General features: G+C 70.1%; 19 protein-coding genes. 7 read left to right on the top strand and 12 right to left on the bottom strand.

The window, feature by feature from the left end; genetic code table 11:
* The first annotated feature begins 92 nt into the window (after positions 1–92).
* From Q7C18_RS06055 to Q7C18_RS06030, 6 genes are all read left to right on the top strand, one after another.
* On the top strand, positions 93–776 hold the full coding sequence (locus Q7C18_RS06055; RefSeq protein ID WP_311024609.1) for a histidine phosphatase family protein: 684 nt from the start codon (positions 93–95) through the stop codon (positions 774–776).
* Between the two features lie 219 nt (positions 777–995).
* Positions 996–1,646 (top strand): TlpA disulfide reductase family protein, encoded by a 651-nt coding sequence (locus Q7C18_RS06050; RefSeq protein WP_083277572.1) that lies wholly within the window; start codon positions 996–998, stop codon positions 1,644–1,646.
* Positions 1,643–2,449 carry a cytochrome c biogenesis protein CcdA gene (locus tag Q7C18_RS06045; protein WP_311024608.1) on the top strand — a complete coding sequence of 269 codons (807 nt, stop codon included), beginning with the start codon at positions 1,643–1,645 and terminating at the stop codon, positions 2,447–2,449. The genes Q7C18_RS06050 and Q7C18_RS06045 overlap by 4 nt, the downstream gene beginning before the upstream one ends.
* Entirely contained in the window at positions 2,449–4,137 is a 1,689-nt protein-coding gene (locus tag Q7C18_RS06040; RefSeq protein WP_311024607.1) for a cytochrome c biogenesis protein ResB, read from the top strand. The genes Q7C18_RS06045 and Q7C18_RS06040 overlap by 1 nt, the downstream gene beginning before the upstream one ends.
* A complete protein-coding gene (ccsB, locus tag Q7C18_RS06035; RefSeq protein ID WP_311024606.1) occupies positions 4,137–5,261 on the top strand; it encodes a c-type cytochrome biogenesis protein CcsB in 1,125 nt (374 codons plus the stop codon). Before Q7C18_RS06040 ends, ccsB begins: the two co-directional genes overlap by 1 nt.
* 221 nt (positions 5,262–5,482) lie before the next feature.
* Positions 5,483–6,442 (top strand): hypothetical protein, encoded by a 960-nt coding sequence (locus Q7C18_RS06030; RefSeq protein WP_311024605.1) that lies wholly within the window; start codon positions 5,483–5,485, stop codon positions 6,440–6,442.
* A 103-nt stretch (positions 6,443–6,545) separates the two neighbouring features.
* On the opposite strand, the gene Q7C18_RS06025 is transcribed toward Q7C18_RS06030, so the two are convergent.
* Entirely contained in the window at positions 6,546–6,923 is a 378-nt protein-coding gene (locus Q7C18_RS06025; RefSeq protein WP_311024604.1) for a DUF4229 domain-containing protein, read from the bottom strand.
* Between the two features lie 122 nt (positions 6,924–7,045).
* On the opposite strand from Q7C18_RS06025, the gene Q7C18_RS06020 reads away from it, so the two are divergent.
* Complete coding sequence (locus Q7C18_RS06020; RefSeq protein WP_311024603.1) at positions 7,046–7,567, top strand: PLD nuclease N-terminal domain-containing protein; 522 nt, start codon at positions 7,046–7,048, stop codon at positions 7,565–7,567.
* On the opposite strand, the gene Q7C18_RS06015 is transcribed toward Q7C18_RS06020, so the two are convergent.
* From Q7C18_RS06015 to Q7C18_RS05965, 11 genes are all read right to left on the bottom strand, one after another.
* Entirely contained in the window at positions 7,568–8,443 is an 876-nt protein-coding gene (locus Q7C18_RS06015) for a 1,4-dihydroxy-2-naphthoate polyprenyltransferase (protein ID WP_311024602.1), read from the bottom strand.
* 63 nt (positions 8,444–8,506) lie between these two features.
* Entirely contained in the window at positions 8,507–9,688 is a 1,182-nt protein-coding gene (locus Q7C18_RS06010) for an AMP-binding protein (RefSeq protein WP_311024601.1), read from the bottom strand.
* Positions 9,689–9,747: 59 nt separating this feature from the next.
* The gene (locus Q7C18_RS06005) at positions 9,748–10,875 is read right to left on the bottom strand and encodes an aldo/keto reductase (RefSeq protein WP_311024600.1); all 1,128 of its coding nucleotides are present in this window, start codon (positions 10,873–10,875) and stop codon (positions 9,748–9,750) included.
* 110 nt (positions 10,876–10,985) lie between these two features.
* The gene (locus Q7C18_RS06000) at positions 10,986–11,972 is read right to left on the bottom strand and encodes a 1,4-dihydroxy-2-naphthoyl-CoA synthase (protein ID WP_311024599.1); all 987 of its coding nucleotides are present in this window, start codon (positions 11,970–11,972) and stop codon (positions 10,986–10,988) included.
* Positions 11,973–12,038: 66 nt separating this feature from the next.
* A complete protein-coding gene (locus tag Q7C18_RS05995) occupies positions 12,039–12,707 on the bottom strand; it encodes a CoA transferase subunit B (protein WP_085437072.1) in 669 nt (222 codons plus the stop codon).
* A 7-nt stretch (positions 12,708–12,714) separates the two neighbouring features.
* On the bottom strand, positions 12,715–13,497 hold the full coding sequence (locus Q7C18_RS05990) for a CoA transferase subunit A (protein ID WP_311024598.1): 783 nt from the start codon (positions 13,495–13,497) through the stop codon (positions 12,715–12,717).
* A 118-nt stretch (positions 13,498–13,615) separates the two neighbouring features.
* Positions 13,616–14,413 carry a 3-hydroxybutyrate dehydrogenase gene (locus tag Q7C18_RS05985; RefSeq protein ID WP_311024597.1) on the bottom strand — a complete coding sequence of 266 codons (798 nt, stop codon included), beginning with the start codon at positions 14,411–14,413 and terminating at the stop codon, positions 13,616–13,618.
* An 81-nt stretch (positions 14,414–14,494) separates the two neighbouring features.
* On the bottom strand, positions 14,495–15,907 hold the full coding sequence (locus Q7C18_RS05980; protein ID WP_085437079.1) for a GntP family permease: 1,413 nt from the start codon (positions 15,905–15,907) through the stop codon (positions 14,495–14,497).
* Positions 15,908–16,033: 126 nt separating this feature from the next.
* Positions 16,034–17,197 (bottom strand): helix-turn-helix domain-containing protein, encoded by a 1,164-nt coding sequence (locus tag Q7C18_RS05975; protein WP_311024596.1) that lies wholly within the window; start codon positions 17,195–17,197, stop codon positions 16,034–16,036.
* Positions 17,198–17,242: 45 nt separating this feature from the next.
* Positions 17,243–17,776: a GNAT family N-acetyltransferase gene (locus Q7C18_RS05970; protein ID WP_070158852.1), complete on the bottom strand. Its 534-nt coding sequence runs from the start codon at positions 17,774–17,776 to the stop codon at positions 17,243–17,245.
* 133 nt (positions 17,777–17,909) lie between these two features.
* The gene (locus Q7C18_RS05965; protein WP_070158853.1) at positions 17,910–18,635 is read right to left on the bottom strand and encodes a glycoside hydrolase family 11 protein; all 726 of its coding nucleotides are present in this window, start codon (positions 18,633–18,635) and stop codon (positions 17,910–17,912) included.
* Positions 18,636–18,839: the final 204 nt, after the last annotated feature.

The following is an 18,839-nucleotide window of genomic DNA, read 5'->3' as shown; positions in this document are numbered from 1 at the left end:
TCGGGGTCGTTCAGCGCTCGTTGACAGAACCCTATCGCTCTGAGCGGGGGAAAGGCAGGGTGCGGCTCCGTGACTCTGCGACACTGGTGCCCATGGCATCCAGCACCACCGCGCAGACCACGGCCACCGTCCACCTCGTCCGTCACGGGGAGGTCCACAATCCTGAGAAGGTCCTCTACGGCCGCCTGCCGGGGTTCGGGCTCTCCGAGCTCGGCCATCGCATGGCCGCCGGCATCGCGGACCATTTCGCCGCGCGGGCGGAGGCCGGGCATCCGGTCCACCTGCTCGCGGCCTCGCCGCTGCAGCGCGCGCAGGAGACCGTCGCCCCGCTGGCCGAACGGCTGGACATGCCGGTGCTCACCGAGGAGCGGGTCCTGGAGGCCGAGAACGCCTTCGAAGGACTCTCCCGCGTCAAGCAGCAGCTGCGCAGTCCCCGCTGGTGGCCCCTGCTGGTCAACCCCTTGCGCCCCTCCTGGGGCGAGCCGTACGCCCAGCAGGTCAGCAGGATGCTCGCCGCGGCCAAGGACCTCTCCGAGCTGGCCGTCGCCGAGCATGGCGACGGCGCTGAGGTCGTCGTGATCTCCCACCAGCTGCCCATCTGGGTCACCCGTCTGTGGGCTGAGGATCGCCCGCTGTGGCACGATCCGCGACGCCGCGAATGCTCCCTGACCTCCATCACCAGCCTGCACATCGGTCCCGACGGGGTGGAGTCGGTCAGCTACGCGGAGCCCAACAAGGAGCTCCTCAAAGACGCCATCGCCCTGCCCGGCGCCTGATCAGGCGGACGCCCAGGTTCGGCTGATACCTTTCCCGACGGCGCCGGACCGTTCCCGGCGTCGGCCCGCAGGGTCGGTGCGGGTGGCGTGGTCATATGACGACGCCGCCAGCGACCAGGATTACTACACGCTGTAGAATTATGCCGACGTCCGCGTCAGCGCCCCTGCGCGCCGCCGAACCAGCGACACCACCACGCGTCACCCCGCAAGGACCGACCCATGAGTTCACCTGACTCCGCCGCGCATCAGCCGGACCGCCTCCGGCCGGTGATGGGACGCCGTGCCCTGATCGGTGCCTCCGGGCTGATGGCGGGGCTGCTCGCACTGACCGCCTGCAGCTCCGAGAACGACCGGCTCGCCGAGCAGGCCGCCAACGACGGCAGCAACTACGTGGCCGGCGACGGATCCGTCCAGGAGTTCGCCCCCGAGGAACGCGGCGAACCCGTGCACTTTGAGTCCACCCTCTTCGACGGCTCAACGGTGGAGCCCTCCCGCTGGGAAGGTGAGGTGGCCGTCATCAACTTCTGGTACGCCGCATGCGCACCCTGCCGCGTGGAGGCCCCCGACCTCGCCGAGATCCACGAGGAGTTCGCCGACGACGGCGTCCAGTTCTACGGCGTCAACACCCGCGACACCCAGCCCACCGCGGAGGCGTTCGAGCGACGCTTCGGCATCGGCTACCCGTCCATGGAGGACCGGGACGGGCAGGTCATGCTGGCCATGACCGACTATGTCCCGCCGTCGGCGGTGCCCACCACCCTCGTGCTGGACCGCGAGGGTCGGGTCTCCGCACGCATCCTCGGCATCGCCGAGCCGGGCACCCTGCGCGCCCTGATCACCACCGCGCTGGAGGAGTCCGCGGAGGCATGATCGCCGACGTCGGGCTCGCGACCCTCAGCGCGGCCAACCCTCTGGGTGCGGTCAACAACCGGTTCGCGGAGATCGTCTTCGACGGTTCCCTGCTCATCTCCGCCCCGGTGGCGCTGCTCGCTGGGCTGGTCTCCTTCCTCTCGCCCTGCGTGCTGCCCCTGGTGCCCGGCTATCTGGGCTACGTCACCGGGCTCTCCGGGGTGGACCTGGCCGCCCGGCGTCGATCCCGCATGGTGCTGGGTGCGACCCTGTTCGTGCTCGGCTTCTCCGTGATCTTCGTGCTCATCGGCGTCCTGTTCACCCAGGCCACCGTGTGGCTGCGGGTGGAGGGAGGCTGGCTGACCCAGCTGCTCGGCGCCGTCGTCGTGCTCATGGGCCTGATCTTCATGGGCGCGTTCAGCATCTTCCAGCGGGAGCGGAAGATCGAGCGCCGCCCGCCCGACGGTCTGCTCGGCGCCCCGCTGCTGGGCGCGACCTTCGGCATCGGCTGGGCTCCCTGCATCGGTCCCACCTTGGCTGCGGTGCTCGCCCTCTCCACCCCGGTGGGCGGGGACCCCGCCCGCGGTGCCCTGCTGATGCTGGTCTACTGCCTCGGCCTGGGCATCCCCTTCATCCTCATCAGCTTCGGCATTCAACGGGGCATGAAGGCGGTGTCCTTCTTCCGGAAGCACCGGGTGGCCGTCATGCGCATCGGCGGCGGCGTGCTGATCGTCGTCGGACTGCTGATGCTCTCCGGCGTGTGGAACATGTGGGTCTACGCGTTGCAGGACTGGTTCGCCAATGAGGTGAGGATGCCGATCTGATGACCCAGCCATCTCAGCCGTCCGCGCACCGGGACAACGCCCGGGAGGACGCTCTCCACGAGGCCACGGGGGACTCACCCCGCCAGGAGGTCTCCCCGCCGGCCCTCGGGCTGGTCGGCATGCTCCGGTGGGCCTGGACCCAGCTGACCAGCATGCGCACCGCCCTGATGCTGCTGCTCCTGCTGGCCGTGGCCGCCGTGCCCGGCTCGCTGTTCCCGCAGCGCGTCCAGGACGCCTTCGCCGTGCAGACCTGGATCGACGACAACCCCACAGCGGGTCCGATCCTGGACACCCTGCAGGCCTTCGACGTCTACTCCTCGGTGTGGTTCTCGGCGATCTACCTGCTGCTGTTCATCTCCCTGATCGGCTGCATCATTCCGCGGGCCCGCAAGCACATCCAGCAGATGCGCTCGGCCCCGCCGCGCACCCCCGCCCGACTGGAGCGGCTGCCCGAGTACGGAGCCCTGGAGCTCGACGACGCCGGCCCCACCCCCGAGCAGGCGCTCGAGGACGCCGCCGACGTCCTGCGGAAGCGCCGTTACCGGGTGGACGTGCGCGCCGCGGGCCAGGACGCCCGAGGCCGCCCCCAACCGGCGTCGATCGGTGCGGAGAAGGGGTACCTGAAGGAGATCGGGAACCTGCTCTTCCACGTGGCGCTGGTCGGCGTGCTGATCTGTGTGGCCCTGGGGTCGATGCTCAGCTACCGCGGGCAGAAGGTGATCATCGAGGACGAGGGCTTCGTCAACGCGCTGGTCGCCTATGACAACTTCTACCCGGGCACCTGGTTCGACGAATCCCGGCTGCACCCGTTCTCGCTGCGGCTGGACGACTTCGAGCGGGTCTTCGACCGCGACTCCGCCACCCACTACGGACAAGCCCTGGACTTCACCGCCACCGTCACCACCCAGGAGGGCGCCGACGGCGAGCCGGAGACCGAGGAGCTGAAGGTCAACCACCCGCTGACCCTGGGCGGCGCCCGGGTGTTCCTGGTGGGCAACGGCTACGCGCCGGTGGTGACCATCCGCGACGGCGACGGTGAGGTGGCCTTCTCCGGGCCGGTGATCTCCCGGCCGGACGACCAGGTCTACACCTCCATGGCGGTCATCAAGGCCCCGGACGCGCAGCCCGAGCAGCTCGGCTTCGTGGGGCTCTTCCTGCCCACCGCCCATGAGGCGGAGGACGGCGGCCCGGCGATCTCCGTGGATCCGGAGCTGTACAACCCGCAGCTGCAGCTCAACTCCTATTACGGGGACCTCGGCCTGGACGAGGGCATCCCGCAGAACGTCTATGTCCTGGACACCGACAGTCTCGAGGTCCTGAACTCCCGGGAGGTCGACGCCGGCGGCATCGTCCTGGACCCGGGGGAGACCCAGGAGCTCCCCGAGGGGATGGGGTCCATCACCTTCGAGGACGTCCAGGACTACATCGCGATCGACATCCACTACAATCCCGCGCAGGGCGGGGTGCTGGTCTTCGCGCTCACCGCGTTGGGCGGGCTGATCCTGTCCCTGTTCCTGCGCCGCCGTCGGGCCTGGGTGACGGTGGAGACCACCGAGGCCGGGCGCACGCTGGTGCGCTACGGCCTGCTGTCCCGGGGCGAGGACTTCCGCCTGCGGGACGAGAACATCGCCCTGCGCGCCCAGCTGGAGAAGCGGTGGCCGGTGCGGGCCCCCGAGGAGGAGGACTGATGGATCCCGTCAATCAGGAGCTGGCCCAGTACAGCGATCTGTTCATGCTCATCGCCGCGCTGATCTACACGGCAGCGTTCATCGTCTTCGCGGTGGACATGGTCCGCAGCTCAGCGACGATCCGCCGCCTGGAGGTCGAGCTGGCCGAGGAGGCGCAGGAGGAGCTGGCCCGGGCCCGGCGCGGGTCGCTGGTCGGCGCCGGAGGCGGTTCTGCGGAGGGCGCTGTCTCTGAGGGCGCTGTCTCCGGGCGCTCCGTCCCTGAGGGAGCCGGCGACGCCGAGGCGGACGCTCCGGTGGCCGCCGAGGCAGAGGACCTCGTCGACGAGGACATGGCCTATCTGGGCACCCGCCGACCGTTCGCGAACGTGGCGGTGGCGCTGACCATCCTGGCCGCAGGGTCGCACGCGTTCGCCGTCGTCGCCCGCGGGGTGGCCGCCGGCCGGGTGCCGTGGGCCAACATGTACGAGTTCCTCACCACCGGCGCGCTGATCGTCGCGGTGGTCTACCTTCTGACCCTCATTCGGAAGGACCTGCGGTTCCTGGGCACCTTCGCCATCGGCCTGGTGGTGGTCATGATGACGGCGGCCACCATGGGCTTCCCGACGCCGGTGGCGCATGTGCAGCCGGCGCTGCAGTCCCCGTGGCTGGCCGTGCATGTGACCCTCGCGGTGCTGGCGATGGGCCTGTTCACCCTGACCTTCGCCATGAACATCCTGCAGCTGGTGCAGCACCGCCGGGAGCTGAAGGTCGCCGCGGGGGACCTGCGGGGCACCGGCGGCTGGCAGTTCATGCGGATGGTGCCGTCGTCGACGTCGCTGGAGAACTGGGCCTACCGGATGAACGCGGTCGGCTTCGTCCTGTGGACGCTGGGCCCGCTGATCACCGGTGCGATCTGGGCCGAGGAGGCCTGGGGTCGGTACTGGGGCTGGGACGTCAAGGAGGTCTGGAGCTTCGTGATCTGGGTGGTCTACGCCGGCTACCTGCACGCCCGGGCCACCCGCGGCTGGACCGGCAACCGGGCCGCCTGGCTGTCGATCATCGGCTTCGCCTGCATCATCTTCAACTATTCGGTGGTCAACGTGTACTTCCCGGGCCTGCACTCCTACGCCGGCCTGCCGGAGTGAGGCTCCGCCGCAGCTGACCCCCACTGCCTCGAGTGGCCACGAATCCCGGCATCTTCCTGATGACACGCCGCGACACGGGCTGAGATGCCGGGATTCGTGGCCAGTGGTTCCAGGAGGGCACTCCTCCACAGCCCGACGCCGTCTGGCTCCGACACGCGCATCCCTCCCCAAGTGACCCGGTGCCGCAGCGGACTCGTCCGCCGTCCCGCTGGGATGGGCGCATGGAGTTCCCTCAGCACGACCGCCGCCGGAGGATTCCCCGGCCCGCGCCTGCCGGTGCCCACCGCATGCATGAGCTGCTGGACCTGGGGTGGGAGGAGGCGGATGTCCGCCGGTCCCTCGACTACAGCACCCTGCAACGGGTGGACCACGGGATCTATGGCGCCCTGACGACGGAGGTCGAGGCACGATCCCTCACCCTGCTGCAGGCGCTCACGGCCTCAGGCGACCAGGTGGCTAGCCACACCACCGCTGCCGCACTGCTCGGCGTCCCGGGGTTCCGACTGGTCCCGCCGCTGCACATCACCAGCCCCGTTGCCGGCGGGCGGATCCGGCGCGGGCAGGTGCGGGCGCACCGTTCTGACGTCCCTGAAGAGGACATCACCGTGCTGGGCGGGGTCCGGCTCACCCGGCCCGGCCGGACCTGGGTGGACCTGGCGCTCGGACGCACCCTGACCGACGCGGTCATCCTGGCTGACCGGATGCTGCGTCCGCCGCGGCACGAGTTCGGCGAGCACGGGGACGCGGTGATGCGGTGCGAGGAGATGCGCGCCGCCGTCGCGCGACGCCGGGGGAGTCGGGGCATCCGGAGGGTGCGCCTGGCCGCCGACCTGGCTCGGGTGGGGGCCGACTCGCCGCAGGAGACGCGGCTGCGGCTCGCCATGTGGAGGGATGGGCTGCCCGAGCCTCGGGTGAATCCCCAGATCCTGGATGAGGCGGGGCGTGTGGTGCTCGAGCCGGACCTGGCGATCGACGAGTATCGGATCGCGATCGAGTACGACGGCGTCGAGGTGCACTCCGAGCCGGGCCAGGTGCTCCGAGACGTCCGGCGCGCGGATCGGGCCGAGGCGATGGGATGGTGGGAGTTGAGGATCACCAAGGACCACAGCCGGGAGCAGTGGCGGCCGGGTCTGCTCAAGATCCGCCGTGCTCTGCGAGCGCGTGGATGGGTGGACAGCTGAGCTCCGTGCATCCACTGGTCACGAACCCCGGGTTCTCAGGCCGTGTCGCGGCGCGTCATCGGGGAGATGCCGGGATTCGTGGCCACTGGATATGAGGCGGGGATCAGCGAGGTGTGTCTCCCTGGCGAGTCCCTGGGTCTCCGTCCTGGTCAGTCCCCGAGTCTCCGTCCTGCTCAGCCTCGCCCGGCGAGGAGTCCCGGCGCTGTTCGTCCTGCTGCCGGTGGAAGTCCTCGGCCAGCGCGTCCTCGGCGTCGTTGTCCTGCTGTTCTCCGGCGCCCAGTCGCCGGGCGCCCCCGAATCGGCGGGCCAGTGCCTCGCCGGCCTCGACGCGGAGGCTGTTGAAGAACAGGTAGCCGACCGCCCAGGACCCCAGCAGCCCCACGATGAGCGCGAAGATCATGCCCAGCTCCAGCAGCAGGCATGCGGCGAAGAGGATGAAGAAGGTCGCCAGGCGGATCAGGGAGTACTTGAGAACGGCCATCACTCGATTCTACGTCCTGTAGAGGTGGCAGTGCCGGCCCGGTGTCGGCGCGGTGTCCGCCCGGAGCTGACCAGGAGGTCTCGGCGTGATCCCGCGGCGCCCTATGAACTACCCTGGAAGATATGTTGAAGGTGATCATCCCGCTGGGAATTGTGGGTGCCGGGCTGATGATCTACAGCCTGATCGAATGCATCCAGACCCCGCGCCACCGCGTGCGGGTGCTCGGCAAGAGTGCCTGGCTCGCGGTGATCGTGCTGGTGCCGATCATCGGCGCCGGGCTGTGGCTGGCGTTCGGCCGCGGCCGGGTGGCGGCTCCCGGAGCCGCGCCCAAGCGCCCGTCCGCCCCCGATGATGACCCCAACTTCCTGCGGAACCTGGAGATCCAGCGCATGCAGAAGCAGCGCGAGGAGGAGCTCCGTCGCAAGGAGGCCGAGCTCGAGGCCCGGCAGAAGGGTCAGACCCCGCAGAAGAAGCCCGACGACGGCGCCGCGACGGACACACCGTCCGACGGTTCCGGCGCCCCTGGCGCGGGCAAGGACGGCGACGGCAGCCGCAACGGCAACGGCCGTCCGCCTCGGCGCCCCGAGGACTCGGCCGGCGACGCCGCCGAAGACACCGACGTCGACGACCCGCACAGCACCTGATCAGCCCAGCAGCATCGCCGCGGCCATCGTGGCCGCGAACGCCAGGCTCACCTGGCCCGTCAGCTGCAGCACCGTGATCAGTGCACGCCCGGTGTGCCGGCGCGAGAGCATGATCCGCACGGGGCCGGCGCACAGCGGCCACACCAACAGCACCAGCAGGAACCACAGGTTCTGCGCCACCAGCGCCAGCGGCAGCAGCACCGCCACCCCGATCATCAGCACGTAGCTGATCCGCGCCTTCCGCTCCCCGAGCCGCACTGCCAGCGTCATCTTCCCGGACTCGCGGTCCGTGGGGATGTCCCGCACGTTGTTGGCCATCAGCAGCCCCGAGGCGATCAGCCCGGCGCCCACCGCACCCACCCAGGCGGCGGGGCTCAGCTGGGCGGCCATGACCCAGGTGGTCCCCAGGGTGGCGACCAGCCCGAAGAAGATGAACACCATCACCTCACCGAGCCCCAGGTACCCATAGGGGCGCGAGCCGCCGGTGTACCACCAGGCGGCCAGCACGCACACCGCGCCGACGGCGAGGAACCACCACATCCCTGACAGGGCCACGATCACTACACCGGAGGCACCGGCGATGCCGAAGGAGATGAACGCGGCGGCCTTCACCGCACCCGGGGACGCAGCCTCCGAGGCGGTCAGCCGCATGGGCCCTACCCGGGAGTCATCGGTGCCGCGCACACCGTCGGAGTAGTCGTTGGCGTAGTTGACGCCCACCTGCAGGGTCAGCGCCACGATCATCGCCAGCGCGCCGATCAACAGGTCGAAGGAGCCCAGCCCGGCGGCCGCGGCGGTGCCGATCACCACCGGGGCCACCGCCATCGGGAGCGTGCGGGGGCGGGAACCTGCGATCCATTCTGCGGTGGTGGCCACGGGACTCCTTCGATGGGGGACGGATGGGGGGGGGGTGGGTCGGGTGCGCGTCCGGTCAGCAGGTCAGCCGGAGAACATCTGGAGCAATTCTCGCCGATCCGGCTTCCCGGATGTCAGCAGGGGCAGGGCGGCCAGCACGTGCAGGTCCTTCGGCACGGCCGCGGGGCCCAGCGTCTCCCGCACCGCCTCCCGCAGGTCGCCCAGGGTGTCGTCGGTGCGGGTGACGGCGGAGAGCACGACGGCGGCGCAGACTCGCTGCCCCCAGTCCGGGTCCGGGGCGGCGCCGACGAACGCGTCGCGCACTCCGGGATGGTCCAGCAGCACCGCGCGCACCCGCTCCGCGGAGACCTTGACCCCGCCGGTGTTGATGACGTCGTCGGCGCGGCCGGAGATGCTCAGCTCAGGCGTGGCGCCTCGGGTCTCGGCAGGCGTCAGCTCCCCGAGATCGTCGGTGAGGTAGCGGCGGTGCCCCATGAGCGGCTCCACGTCGAAATGCTCGGTGGTGAGCTCCGGGTCGTCAAGATAGCCCAGGGCGACCATGGGACCGGCCAGTCGGACCCGGCCGGCGTCGTCGGTGTCCACGGTGACGCCGGGAAGGGGATGGCCGTCATAGACGCACCCCCCGCAGGTCTCGCTCATGCCATAGGTGCGGACCACATGCAGGCCGGCCTGATCGGCTCGGCGCAGCAGCGGCGCCGGGGAGGCGCCGCCTCCGAGCAGGATCGTGTCCATGCTCCGCAGCGCGGACAGCGTCCGGGGATCTCCGGCCTCCAGGAGCCTGCCCAGCTGCGTGGGCACCAGGGAGACGAAGCGAGGCTCAGCGGTCAGCTGCTCGGCGGCGCCCGCGAACGCCGCGGGATCGGTGGTCCCTGTCAGCAGCGGCACCGGGACGGTGCCGGCCACCAGGCTGCGGGAGAGCACGGCCAGGCCCGCGACATAGCTGGGCTGCAGGGTCAGCAGCCAGTGCCCGTGTCCGCCGAGTGCCGCCGCCGTCGCGTCGGCGGAAGCCTGCAGCGCGGCGGCGGAGAGCAGGGTCTGCTTCGCCGTCCCGGTGGAGCCGGAGGTGCGCACGACGACGGCGGGGGCCTCACCGTCGCGGCCATGGTCCGTCGCGTCGGGGCGGTGCACCCAGCGGGGGGCGTCGTCGGCGGCCGGAAGGAACTCGATCGGGGGAGTCTCGCCGCGGAGGGCGGCGTCGAGCGCCTCCAGGGCGGGTTCGATCCAGGAGTGACCGGTGCGGCTCATCGGGCGGTGGATGGGTCGGGGGTCGCTGTGACGACTGTGGGCATGATCCGCTGACCCTCTCAGCCTCGGGCCCCGAACTGTCCCGCCACCTGCTCGCCGATGGTGCCGATGATGTCCCGATCGGCCGCGCCCAGTCGTTCTCCGGCCATATCCGCCTGGTGCCAGTGCGGGTACATGATCTCCGGCCGGCCGACGCGGTCGATCGCGGTCCGGTCCTCCTCGGTGAGCTCGAGCGCGGCATAGCCCAGCAGGTCCTCCAGCTGGTCGAGGTTCCGGGCCGCAACGGCGGTGTTGTGCACTCCGGGACGGGTCAGCGTCCACGCCAGCGCCACCTGCGGGATGGTGGCGCCGTGCCTGCCCGCCACCTCCTCCAGGGCGTCGACGACGTCGTAGAGGCGGTCCCAGTCCGGCACGCGCATCTCCTGACCGGTGCCGTCCTTGAGGCGGGCAGGGCCGTCGGGCTGCTGCCCCCGGCGCCACTTTCCGGTGAGCAGGCCCATGTTCAGCGGACTCCACGGCTGAGTGGAGATCCCCGCGTCCAGGGCGGCGGGGATCTGTTCGTACTCCGCGGTGCGGGTGTAGGCGGAGTAGAGGATCTGCTGGGCGACCGGCTTGACGAAGCCGTGGGCCTCGCAGACCCGCAGGGACTTCTGCAGCTGCCAGCCCATGTAGTTGGAGACCCCGTAGTAGCGGATCTTGCCCGACCGGACCAGAGTGTCCATGGTCTCCAGCGTCTCTTCCAGCGGAGTCTGGCCGTCCCACTGATGCAGGTAGAACAGGTCGATGTGGTCCCGGCCCAGCCGGGCCAGGGAACGGTCGACCTCACGCAGCAGGTGCCAGCGGGAGGCGCCGCCGTCATTGGGACCGTCACCGATGACCATGCGGGCCTTGGTGGTGATCAGGAAGTCCTCGGCATGGTCGAGCTTCTTCAGCGCCGCGGCGACGACCTCCTCGGCCACTCCGCGGCCGTAGAGGTTGGCGGTGTCGATCAGGTTGATCCCGGCCTCGTGCGCGCGGGACAGCATCTCTGCGGCACGGTCGGCGTCGAGGTCGCCCATGTGCGTCAGCTCCTCACCACGGCCGAAGGTCAGCGTGCCCAGGGCGACGGGGGAGACCCGGAGGCCGCAGGTGGGGGAGAGCTGGCGGTAGAACGGCGTGGAACCAGTGGGGGCGTCTGGGGTGCTCACAGTGTGTCCTCCTTAGACGGGACGGCTGACGTTGCCTCCGGACGCGTGGTCGCTAAACGTCGCGTCAGTGCGCTCAGTGCGACCATATCTCCGGAGTCAACGTCAGGGTCTCAGAAGTAGTACGGGTAGCTGGACCAGTCCGGGTCCCGCTTCTGCAGGAACGCGTCACGGCCCTCGACCGCCTCGTCGGTCATGTACCCCATGCGGGTCGCCTCCCCGGCGAAGACCTGCTGACCGGCCATGCCGTCGTCCACCGCGTTGAAGGCGAACTTCAGCATCCGCACCGCCTGCGGGGACTGGGCGGCGATGTCGGCGCACCATTTGAGCGCCACCTGCTCCAGCTGCTCATGGTCCACCGCCTCGTTGACGGCCCCGGCGGCGACCATGTCGTCGGCCGAGTGCTCACGGGCCAGGAAGAAGATCTCTCGGGCCTTCTTCTGGCCCACCTGACGGGCCAGCAGGGCGGAGCCGTAGCCGGCGTCGAAGGAGCCCACCGTGGCATCGGTCTGCTTGAACCTCCCGTGCTGCTTCGACGCGAGGGTGAGGTCGGCGACCACGTGCAGGGAGTGCCCGCCGCCGGCGGCCCAGCCGTTGACCACGGCGATGACGACCTTCGGCATGGTGCGGATCAGCCGCTGCACCTCCAGGATGTGCAGCCGGCCGGCCTGGGCGGGGTCCACCGTCTCGGCGGTCTCGCCCGAGGCGTAGCGGTAGCCGTCCCGACCGCGGATGCGCTGGTCCCCGCCGGAGCAGAAGCTGTGCCCGCCGTCCTTCGGGGAGGGGCCGTTGCCGGTGAGGATCACCGCGCCGACGTCGGGCGTCATGCGCGCATGGTCCAGGGTGCGGTAGAGCTCGTCCACCGTGCCGGGGCGGAACGCGTTGCGGACCTCCGGCCGGTCGAAGGCGATGCGCACCGCGGGCAGATCACGCAGGATCCGCCCGTCCGCGTCCCGCTCCACGCGCCGGTGGTAGGTGATGTCGGTCAGCTCGAAGCCCTCCACCGGGCGCCACTGCCAGGGGTCGAAGACGTCGGAGACCTTCTCGGGAAGCTGCGGTGCGTCAGCGAGGGGTGCGTCAGAGTTCAGTGCGTCGGTCACGCCCAGAGTCTACCGACAGGCGGGAGGCCCGCGCGGCGCCGATCAGTCCAGCTCGCGGCGCAGCTCTCAGTGCAGCTCCACACCGGTGGCCTCGCGCACCTGCTCCTCGCTCACCCCCGGTGCGGTCTCCACCAGCTGCAGGCGCGGCTCGGCCTCGGTGCCGACGACGTCGATCACCGCCAGGTCCGTGATGATCCGGTCCACCACGCCCTTGCCGGTCAGCGGCAGGGTGCAGGCGGGCAGGATCTTCGGGGAGCCGTCCTTGGCCACGTGGTCCATCAGGCAGATGACCCGCTCGGCCCCGTGCACCAGGTCCATGGCGCCGCCCATTCCCTTGACCATCTTGCCGGGGACCATCCAGTTGGCGAGGTCTCCGTTGGCGGCCACCTGCATCCCGCCCAGCACGGCGACGTCGATCTTGCCGCCGCGGATCATCCCGAAGCTGGTGGAGGAGTCGAAGAACGCCGCGCCGGGCAGGACGGTGACGGTCTCCTTGCCGGCGTTGATCAGATCGGGGTCCACCGCATCCTCGGTGGGGTAGGGGCCCACCCCGAGGATCCCGTTCTCCGACTGCAGCACCACGGTGCGCTCGGCGGGGATGTGGTTGGGGATCAGGGTGGGCATGCCGATGCCCAGGTTCACGTAGGAGCCGTCGGGCAGCTCGTCGGCGGCGCGCGCGGCCATCTGGTCACGGGTCCAGCCCGCGCGGGTCTCGGTGCTGAAGTCGCTGCTCATGGCAGGGTCACTCCTTCTCGTCGCTGCGGACGGTGCGCTTCTCGATGGGCTTCTCGATCTCCGTGCCGACCTCCACGACGCGGTGCACGAAGACCCCGGGGAGGTGGACGGTGTCGGGGTCGATCTCGCCCGGCTCCACGAGCTCCTCCACCTGGGCGATGCAGATGCGGCCGGCCATGGCCGCGTCCGGGCTGAACTGGCGGGCCGCCTTGTTGAACACCAGGTTGCCGTGCCGGTCGCCCTTCGCGGCGTGCACCAGGGAGAAGTCGGTGACGATCGACTCCTCCAGCACGAACTCCAGCTCGCGTCCGTCATGGACGGTGAAGGGACGCACCTCCTTCGGGGGAGATTCCTGTGCGACTCCGCCGACGCCGTCGTACTTCATCGGGATGCCGCCCTCGGCCACCTGGGTGCCGACGCCGGAGCGGGTGTAGAACGCCGGGATCCCGGCACCGCCGGCGCGCATCTTCTCCGCCAGGGTGCCCTGCGGGACCAGCTCCAGCTCCAGCTCGCCCTCCAGGTACTGGCGGGCGAACTCCTTGTTCTCACCCACGTACGAGGACGTCATCTTCGCGATGCGCCCGGCCGACAGGAGGATGCCCAGTCCCCAGTCGTCCACGCCGCAGTTGTTGGAGGCCACCGAGAGCCCGGAGGCCCCCTGCTCCAGCAGCGCCTCGATGAGCTGGATGGGGTTGCCGGAGAGGCCGAAGCCGCCGACGGCGAGCGAGGCGCCGTCGGGGATGTCGGCGACGGCCTCGGCGGCGGTCGCCACGGACTTGTCGATGGTCATGGGTCCTCCTCGGGGACTCGGTGGCTCTGGATCGGTGCAGGTCTGTGTGGGTCTGTGTGGGTCGTGGTGGTCGGTGCGGATCTCTGGTGGGGAGGCCGGCGTCGGTGGGAGCGGCCCGTCAGCTCGCGGTCCACCCTCCGTCGATGGCGTAGGACGTGCCGGTCACCATGCCGGCGGCGTCGGAGGCCAGCCAGGTGGCCAGGGAGGCGACCTCCTCGGGCTCCACCAGTCGCTTCACCGCGGACTCGGTGAGCATGATGCGCTCCACCACCTCGTCCTCACCGATGCCGTGGAGGCGGGCCTGGTCGGCGATCTGCTTCTCCACCAGCGGGGTGCGCACATAGGCCGGGTTGAGACAGTTGGAGGTCACGCCGTGGTCGGCGCCCTCCAGGGCTGTGACCTTGGACAGGCCCTCCAGCGCGTGCTTGGCGGCCACATAGGCGGATTTGTAGGCGCTGGCGCGCAGCCCATGGACCGAGGAGATGTTGAGGATCCGGCCGAAGCCGCGCTGGTACATCCCGGGAAGCGCGGCGCGGATGAGCAGGAACGGGGACTCCACCATGAGGCGGTGCATGAAGCGCCAGGCCTCGGGGTCGAACTCATGCAGCGGGGACACCCGCTGGACGCCGGCGTTGTTGACCAGGATGTCGGCGTCAGGCACGCCGGTCTCCTCACTCAGCTCCTCCAGCGCGGAGGTCTCGGCCAGATCCACGGTCCATGCCCGGCCGCCCACCTCGGAGGCCAGGGCCGTGGCGGCGTCGCCGTCGCGGTCGCAGACCGTGACCTCCGCGCCGGCGGTGGCGAAGGCCCGCACGCAGGCCGCCCCGATGCCGGAGGCCCCTCCGGTGACGACGGCGCGACGTCCGGCCAGCGCGTCGGCAGGGATCGGCGGGGTCCGGGTGGGCTGGGGGTCCATGGATCTCCTCCTGGGGAACGGGGGTGAGGTTGGGGCGATCAGCTGTCGGGGCGGGCAGGTCTCGGGACTGGCAGGTGCGGATCAGAAGCCGCCGACGGCGGAGACCAGGGCGATCAGCGCGGCCACGACCAGCACCGGGATGACAAGCGTCACCATACCGATGTCCTTGTACGACTGGCGATGGGTGAGCCCGCACACGATCAGCAGGGTGACCACCGCGCCGGAGTGCGGCAGGGTGTCGAGTCCGCCGGCGGCCATGGCCGTCAGACGGTGCATCATCTCCAGGCTCATCCCCTCCGCCTCAGCCATGGCGCGCAGGTCCCCGCCGAGGGCGTTGAGCGCGATCGTCATGCCGCCCGAGGAAGAGCCGGTGAGACCGGCGGTGATGGAGGTGGTGACCACCGAGGTCACCAGCGCGTTGGCGCCCATGCCGAACACCGAGTCGCGGACCACGGCGAAGGCGGCCACGGAGGCGACGACGGCGCCGTAGCCCACCTCGGAGGCGGTGGAGAAGATCGGCAGCATGGAGCGCTTGACGCCGTCGCTGAACCCGACCTTCAGAGTGCTCCACTGGCCGAAGTTCATGGCCACGATCAGCAGCACCGCGGCCACGATGGCGACCAGCACGGCCCACAGGCCGGCCCGGGAGTCGTAGGCGATGGACCCGAAGGTCTCCTCCTGCAGGTAGGACCAGTCCAGGGCGGGGAAGATGACCAGGGTGCAGGCGAAGTTCACGGCGAAGACCATCAGCAGCGGCAGGAACGGCACGATCCGGTTCGGCGGGGCCAGGGTGATGGTGACCTGCGAGCCGTCGTCGGCGGAGCCTCCGATGACCTTCTTGGACTCCGGGGACTCGAAATGCTCGCCCTTGGTGATGAGGCTGCGACGCCGGTGCTCCAGCCACAGCAGGCCGAGGCCGAAGATCAGCACACCGCCGAGGATGCCGACGCCGGGGCCTGCATAGGCTCCGGTGTCGAAGAACTGCCCGGGGATGATGTTCTGCACCTGCGGGGAGCCCGGCAGGGCCGTCATGGTGAAGGTGAAGATGCCCAGCGCGATGGTGCCCGGGATGAGCCGACGGGGGATGTCCGCCACACGGAACAGCTCGCGGGCCAGCGGGTACATCACGAAAGCGACCACGAACAGGCTGATGCCGCCGTAGGTCATCAGGGCGGAGGTGATCACCGTGGCGGCGATGGCGCTGCGGCTGCCGATCCAGCCGGTCACCGTGCGGGCGATGGACTCCGCGTATCCGGTGACGGTCATCAGGATCCCGAAGATGGCCCCGACCAGGAAGATCGGGAACCAGCTGCCCACGAACCCGGCCATCGCGGGCATGAACACCTCGGTGTAGGAGGCCAGGATCGGGGCCCCGGAGAACACCAGGCAGACGACGGCGGAGATGGGGGCGGCCAGGATGACCGGCACGCCCCGGTAGGCGAGCGTGATCAGCAGCAGCAGGGACACGATGATGCCGATGATGCCCAGGATCATGAGGTCTCCTCTTCGGAGGTGGTGGTCGGGCGACGGGATCTCGTCGCCGTGGACCAGCATGCTCCGCGGACTGTGATCTGAGCTACATCGACATGTTCAACGCTGGGGCGCGGATCTTGTGTCCAGCTACGAAGCACCGCCACGAGGTGGGCCGGACCGTCGGGACGCCAGCGCCCATGAGATCTCGATCAGGGTGTCCAGGTCTCCCAGGTCCGCCCCGGCGATCTCGCCGAAGCGCTGGAGCCGGTAGCGCAGCGTGTTGACGTGCACGGGGATGCTGCGGGCCGCCAGGGGGATGCTCAGCCGGTGGGTCAGGTACGCCTCCAGGGCCTCGAGCACATGCTCGCCGAAGCTGCCGGTGTCCTCCAGCGGCGCCAGGTAGCGCTCCCTCAGCAGAGCGGTGACCTCCGGGGAGGCGTGCACCCCGGCCCGCCAGGACAGGTTCTCCAGATCCACCAGCCCGGTGCGGCCCACCGCCCCGGCGGCGCGCAGGGCCGCAGAGGCGGATTCGAAGGATCGTGGCAGCTCGTCCAGCGCGACGGCGGGGCCCAGCGCCGCGGTGAGCCGGGCCGGGTGGATTCCGGGAGTGGGTTCTCCGATGACGATCCCCACCAGCGAGGAGGCGCGGACTGCGGTCAGGATCCTCACTCCGGCCCGCTCTGCCCAGTCGTCGAGGGCGCGCTGGCGGTCGACGTCGGCCTCCGGGTGGGAGTCGGCGGCCAGGGCGCGCAGCGGCGCGGACGTGGGGACGTCGTAGAGGGCCGCGCCCCGGGCCAGCTCCGCGGGCTCCATCCACGTGGCGACGGCGTCGCCGATCCATGCCGCCCGGCGTGTGGAGTCGGCCAGAGCTCGGGCGAGGTCCTTGTCCTGGTAGACGAGCACCGCCCGGGAAGAGAAGGCGTCTCCCAATGCCCAGAGGATGGTGGAGGAGGCCAGCACCTGGTCGGCGGGAATGCGGTGGGCCGGGGCGTGCTCCAGGAGGCGGTGCAGGATCACGGACATGCACACTCGGAAGCCCGCCAGCACGCTGCCCACGGGCACGCCTTGGGCATAGCGCTCCGAGGCCAGCGCGTCGGCCTCGCTGACGTCCTGCGGGGAGGGCTCGAACCCGGCACGCACAGTCCGGATGCTCAGGGCGATGTTGCGCCGCACGGAGGACTGCAGGGCGGAGTCCGGGACGTCGTCGTAGCCCGGCACGGTGGCACGGATGTCACGGATCGTCTGCTCCAGGATCGTGTCGTCCTGCTCCAGGGCGGTGAGGAGCCGCTCCCAGTGCTCATCCGCTGTCATGGGTGTCACGATACCGCCGCCGTCGCGGGGTGCAGAGGATCAGTCTCAGACGCCGAACGGTGCGGGGTACCGGATCGTCCCCGTCGGCAGTGGGCAACCGGTGAGGCTGAGTGCCATCAGAGCCTCGTCAGGGACGTCGAAGCCGACCCTGATCCCGTGGGAGGAGGCTCGTTCGAAGCCGAACCGGGGGTAGTACTCAGGGTGGCCCAGCACGACGACGGCGTCCTCGCCCAAGTCCCGGGCGGCGTCGAGGCCGGCGCGGGTGGCGGCCGATCCCGCTCCGGTGCGTTGGTGAACCGGGACGACCGAGCAGGGAGCCAGGGCCAGGGCCGGCATCTCACCGATGTGGCAGCGGGTCAGCAAGGCGTGGCCCACCGGCTCACCCTCCGGTGTCAGCGCCAGCATGGAGAGCCCGGGGATCCAGGCAGGGTCCTGCCGGAGAGCGTCCACCAGATCTGCCTCGGCGCTGGTCTCGAAGGCGGCGCGCGTGATGCGGCGCACGGCGGCCGCATCGGCGGGATCCGTCGGCGATTCGGGGCGTGTGCGCCACCCGGACGCTCGGGCCGCGTGACTGGTCATGCGGCTCACGATACCGCCGCCGTCGTGGGTTCCGGCCGTTCTGCACCCCGAAATCACGTCTGCCTCACCAGATATGGCGGTGCGATCGTGATTCCGGGGTGCAGAGTCTCGGCCTGGGGTCAGGGCCTGCGCATCACGGGGCGGTGTGGACCGTCACGGACGAGCTGCCGGAGGACTGGTAGCCCTCGGTGGCCATGACCTGGTAGTCGTGGCTGCCCAGCGGCATGCCGGCCTGCTCCCACGCGTGGAAGTGGTTCGCCGTGGTGATCGACCCGCTGGTGCGCGTGTCATGCCGGACGCTCCAGTACTGCTGGAACGTCTGGGTGCCGTCGATCGACGGCTCCTCGACCCGAGTGGTCTCGTAGATGTCGTAGTAGCTGCCGTCCGACCAGAAGGTGCCCTTGTAGTCACCGGTGGGACGGTAGGTGCCGTAGTCCTCGATGATGTAGTACTCCACGAGCGGGCCACGGGTCCAGCCGTAGAGGGCCAGGTAGCCGTTGCCCGACGGGTTGAACGTCGCGGAGTAGTCCACGGTCCGGGACGTACCGGTGGACCAGCCCTTTCCGACGACGAAGTTCCCGGTGTCGCCCCACTGCGTGGAGTAGCTGCCGCCCGGTTCCAGGTTCATGGTGATGGTCCCGGGGGCGTCGGTCCAGAACGTGTAGAAGTAGCCGTCGTGGTATCCCTGGGTGTCCTCGTAGACGGGCTGGGCCGAGGCTGGGGTGGCCAGAACGGCCCCGCACAGCATGGCCAGCGCAGCAGCGACGGCGACGGCGCGGCGGTGCAGAAGTCGGCGGATGCGGCCGGTGGACGGGGGTCGTGTCGCCGTCCGGGCGGGCGGCGTCTGAGCGGTGGTCATGGGAATGTCATCACCTTTCGTGGGAATGTTCATGTCCCGGCGAGGAAGGTGATCAGGCTTCCGTGGCCGGTTCGGAGCTGTGTACCGGGTTGCGGCACCGAGGGTGCGGCGGGAGATCGGCGGGTGAGCGCATTTTGTTCTCCCGATGAACGGAAATGTAGTGCACGTCACATCTCCTGGCAAGTGTTCACCTCTCTCGGGGTG

The organism is Nesterenkonia sp. CL21 (assembly GCF_031705515.1).
GTDB lineage: Bacteria > Actinomycetota > Actinomycetes > Actinomycetales > Micrococcaceae > Nesterenkonia > Nesterenkonia aethiopica.
This window is presented reverse-complemented; position numbering and strand designations above follow the sequence as displayed.

Coding starts and splice junctions, on each gene's coding strand:
- Q7C18_RS05970 (WP_070158852.1), bottom strand. CDS start 17,776: ATGACCAGTCACGCGGCCCGAGCGTCCGGGTGGCGCACACGCCCCGAA.
- Q7C18_RS06040 (WP_311024607.1), top strand. CDS start 2,449: ATGACCCAGCCATCTCAGCCGTCCGCGCACCGGGACAACGCCCGGGAG.
- Q7C18_RS06055 (WP_311024609.1), top strand. CDS start 93: ATGGCATCCAGCACCACCGCGCAGACCACGGCCACCGTCCACCTCGTC.
- Q7C18_RS05965 (WP_070158853.1), bottom strand. CDS start 18,635: ATGACCACCGCTCAGACGCCGCCCGCCCGGACGGCGACACGACCCCCG.
- Q7C18_RS06030 (WP_311024605.1), top strand. CDS start 5,483: ATGGAGTTCCCTCAGCACGACCGCCGCCGGAGGATTCCCCGGCCCGCG.
- Q7C18_RS05985 (WP_311024597.1), bottom strand. CDS start 14,413: ATGGACCCCCAGCCCACCCGGACCCCGCCGATCCCTGCCGACGCGCTG.
- Q7C18_RS06045 (WP_311024608.1), top strand. CDS start 1,643: ATGATCGCCGACGTCGGGCTCGCGACCCTCAGCGCGGCCAACCCTCTG.
- Q7C18_RS05995 (WP_085437072.1), bottom strand. CDS start 12,707: ATGAGCAGCGACTTCAGCACCGAGACCCGCGCGGGCTGGACCCGTGAC.
- Q7C18_RS06025 (WP_311024604.1), bottom strand. CDS start 6,923: ATGGCCGTTCTCAAGTACTCCCTGATCCGCCTGGCGACCTTCTTCATC.
- Q7C18_RS05990 (WP_311024598.1), bottom strand. CDS start 13,497: ATGACCATCGACAAGTCCGTGGCGACCGCCGCCGAGGCCGTCGCCGAC.
- ccsB (WP_311024606.1), top strand. CDS start 4,137: ATGGATCCCGTCAATCAGGAGCTGGCCCAGTACAGCGATCTGTTCATG.
- Q7C18_RS06050 (WP_083277572.1), top strand. CDS start 996: ATGAGTTCACCTGACTCCGCCGCGCATCAGCCGGACCGCCTCCGGCCG.
- Q7C18_RS05975 (WP_311024596.1), bottom strand. CDS start 17,197: ATGACAGCGGATGAGCACTGGGAGCGGCTCCTCACCGCCCTGGAGCAG.
- Q7C18_RS05980 (WP_085437079.1), bottom strand. CDS start 15,907: ATGATCCTGGGCATCATCGGCATCATCGTGTCCCTGCTGCTGCTGATC.
- Q7C18_RS06020 (WP_311024603.1), top strand. CDS start 7,046: ATGTTGAAGGTGATCATCCCGCTGGGAATTGTGGGTGCCGGGCTGATG.
- Q7C18_RS06010 (WP_311024601.1), bottom strand. CDS start 9,688: ATGAGCCGCACCGGTCACTCCTGGATCGAACCCGCCCTGGAGGCGCTC.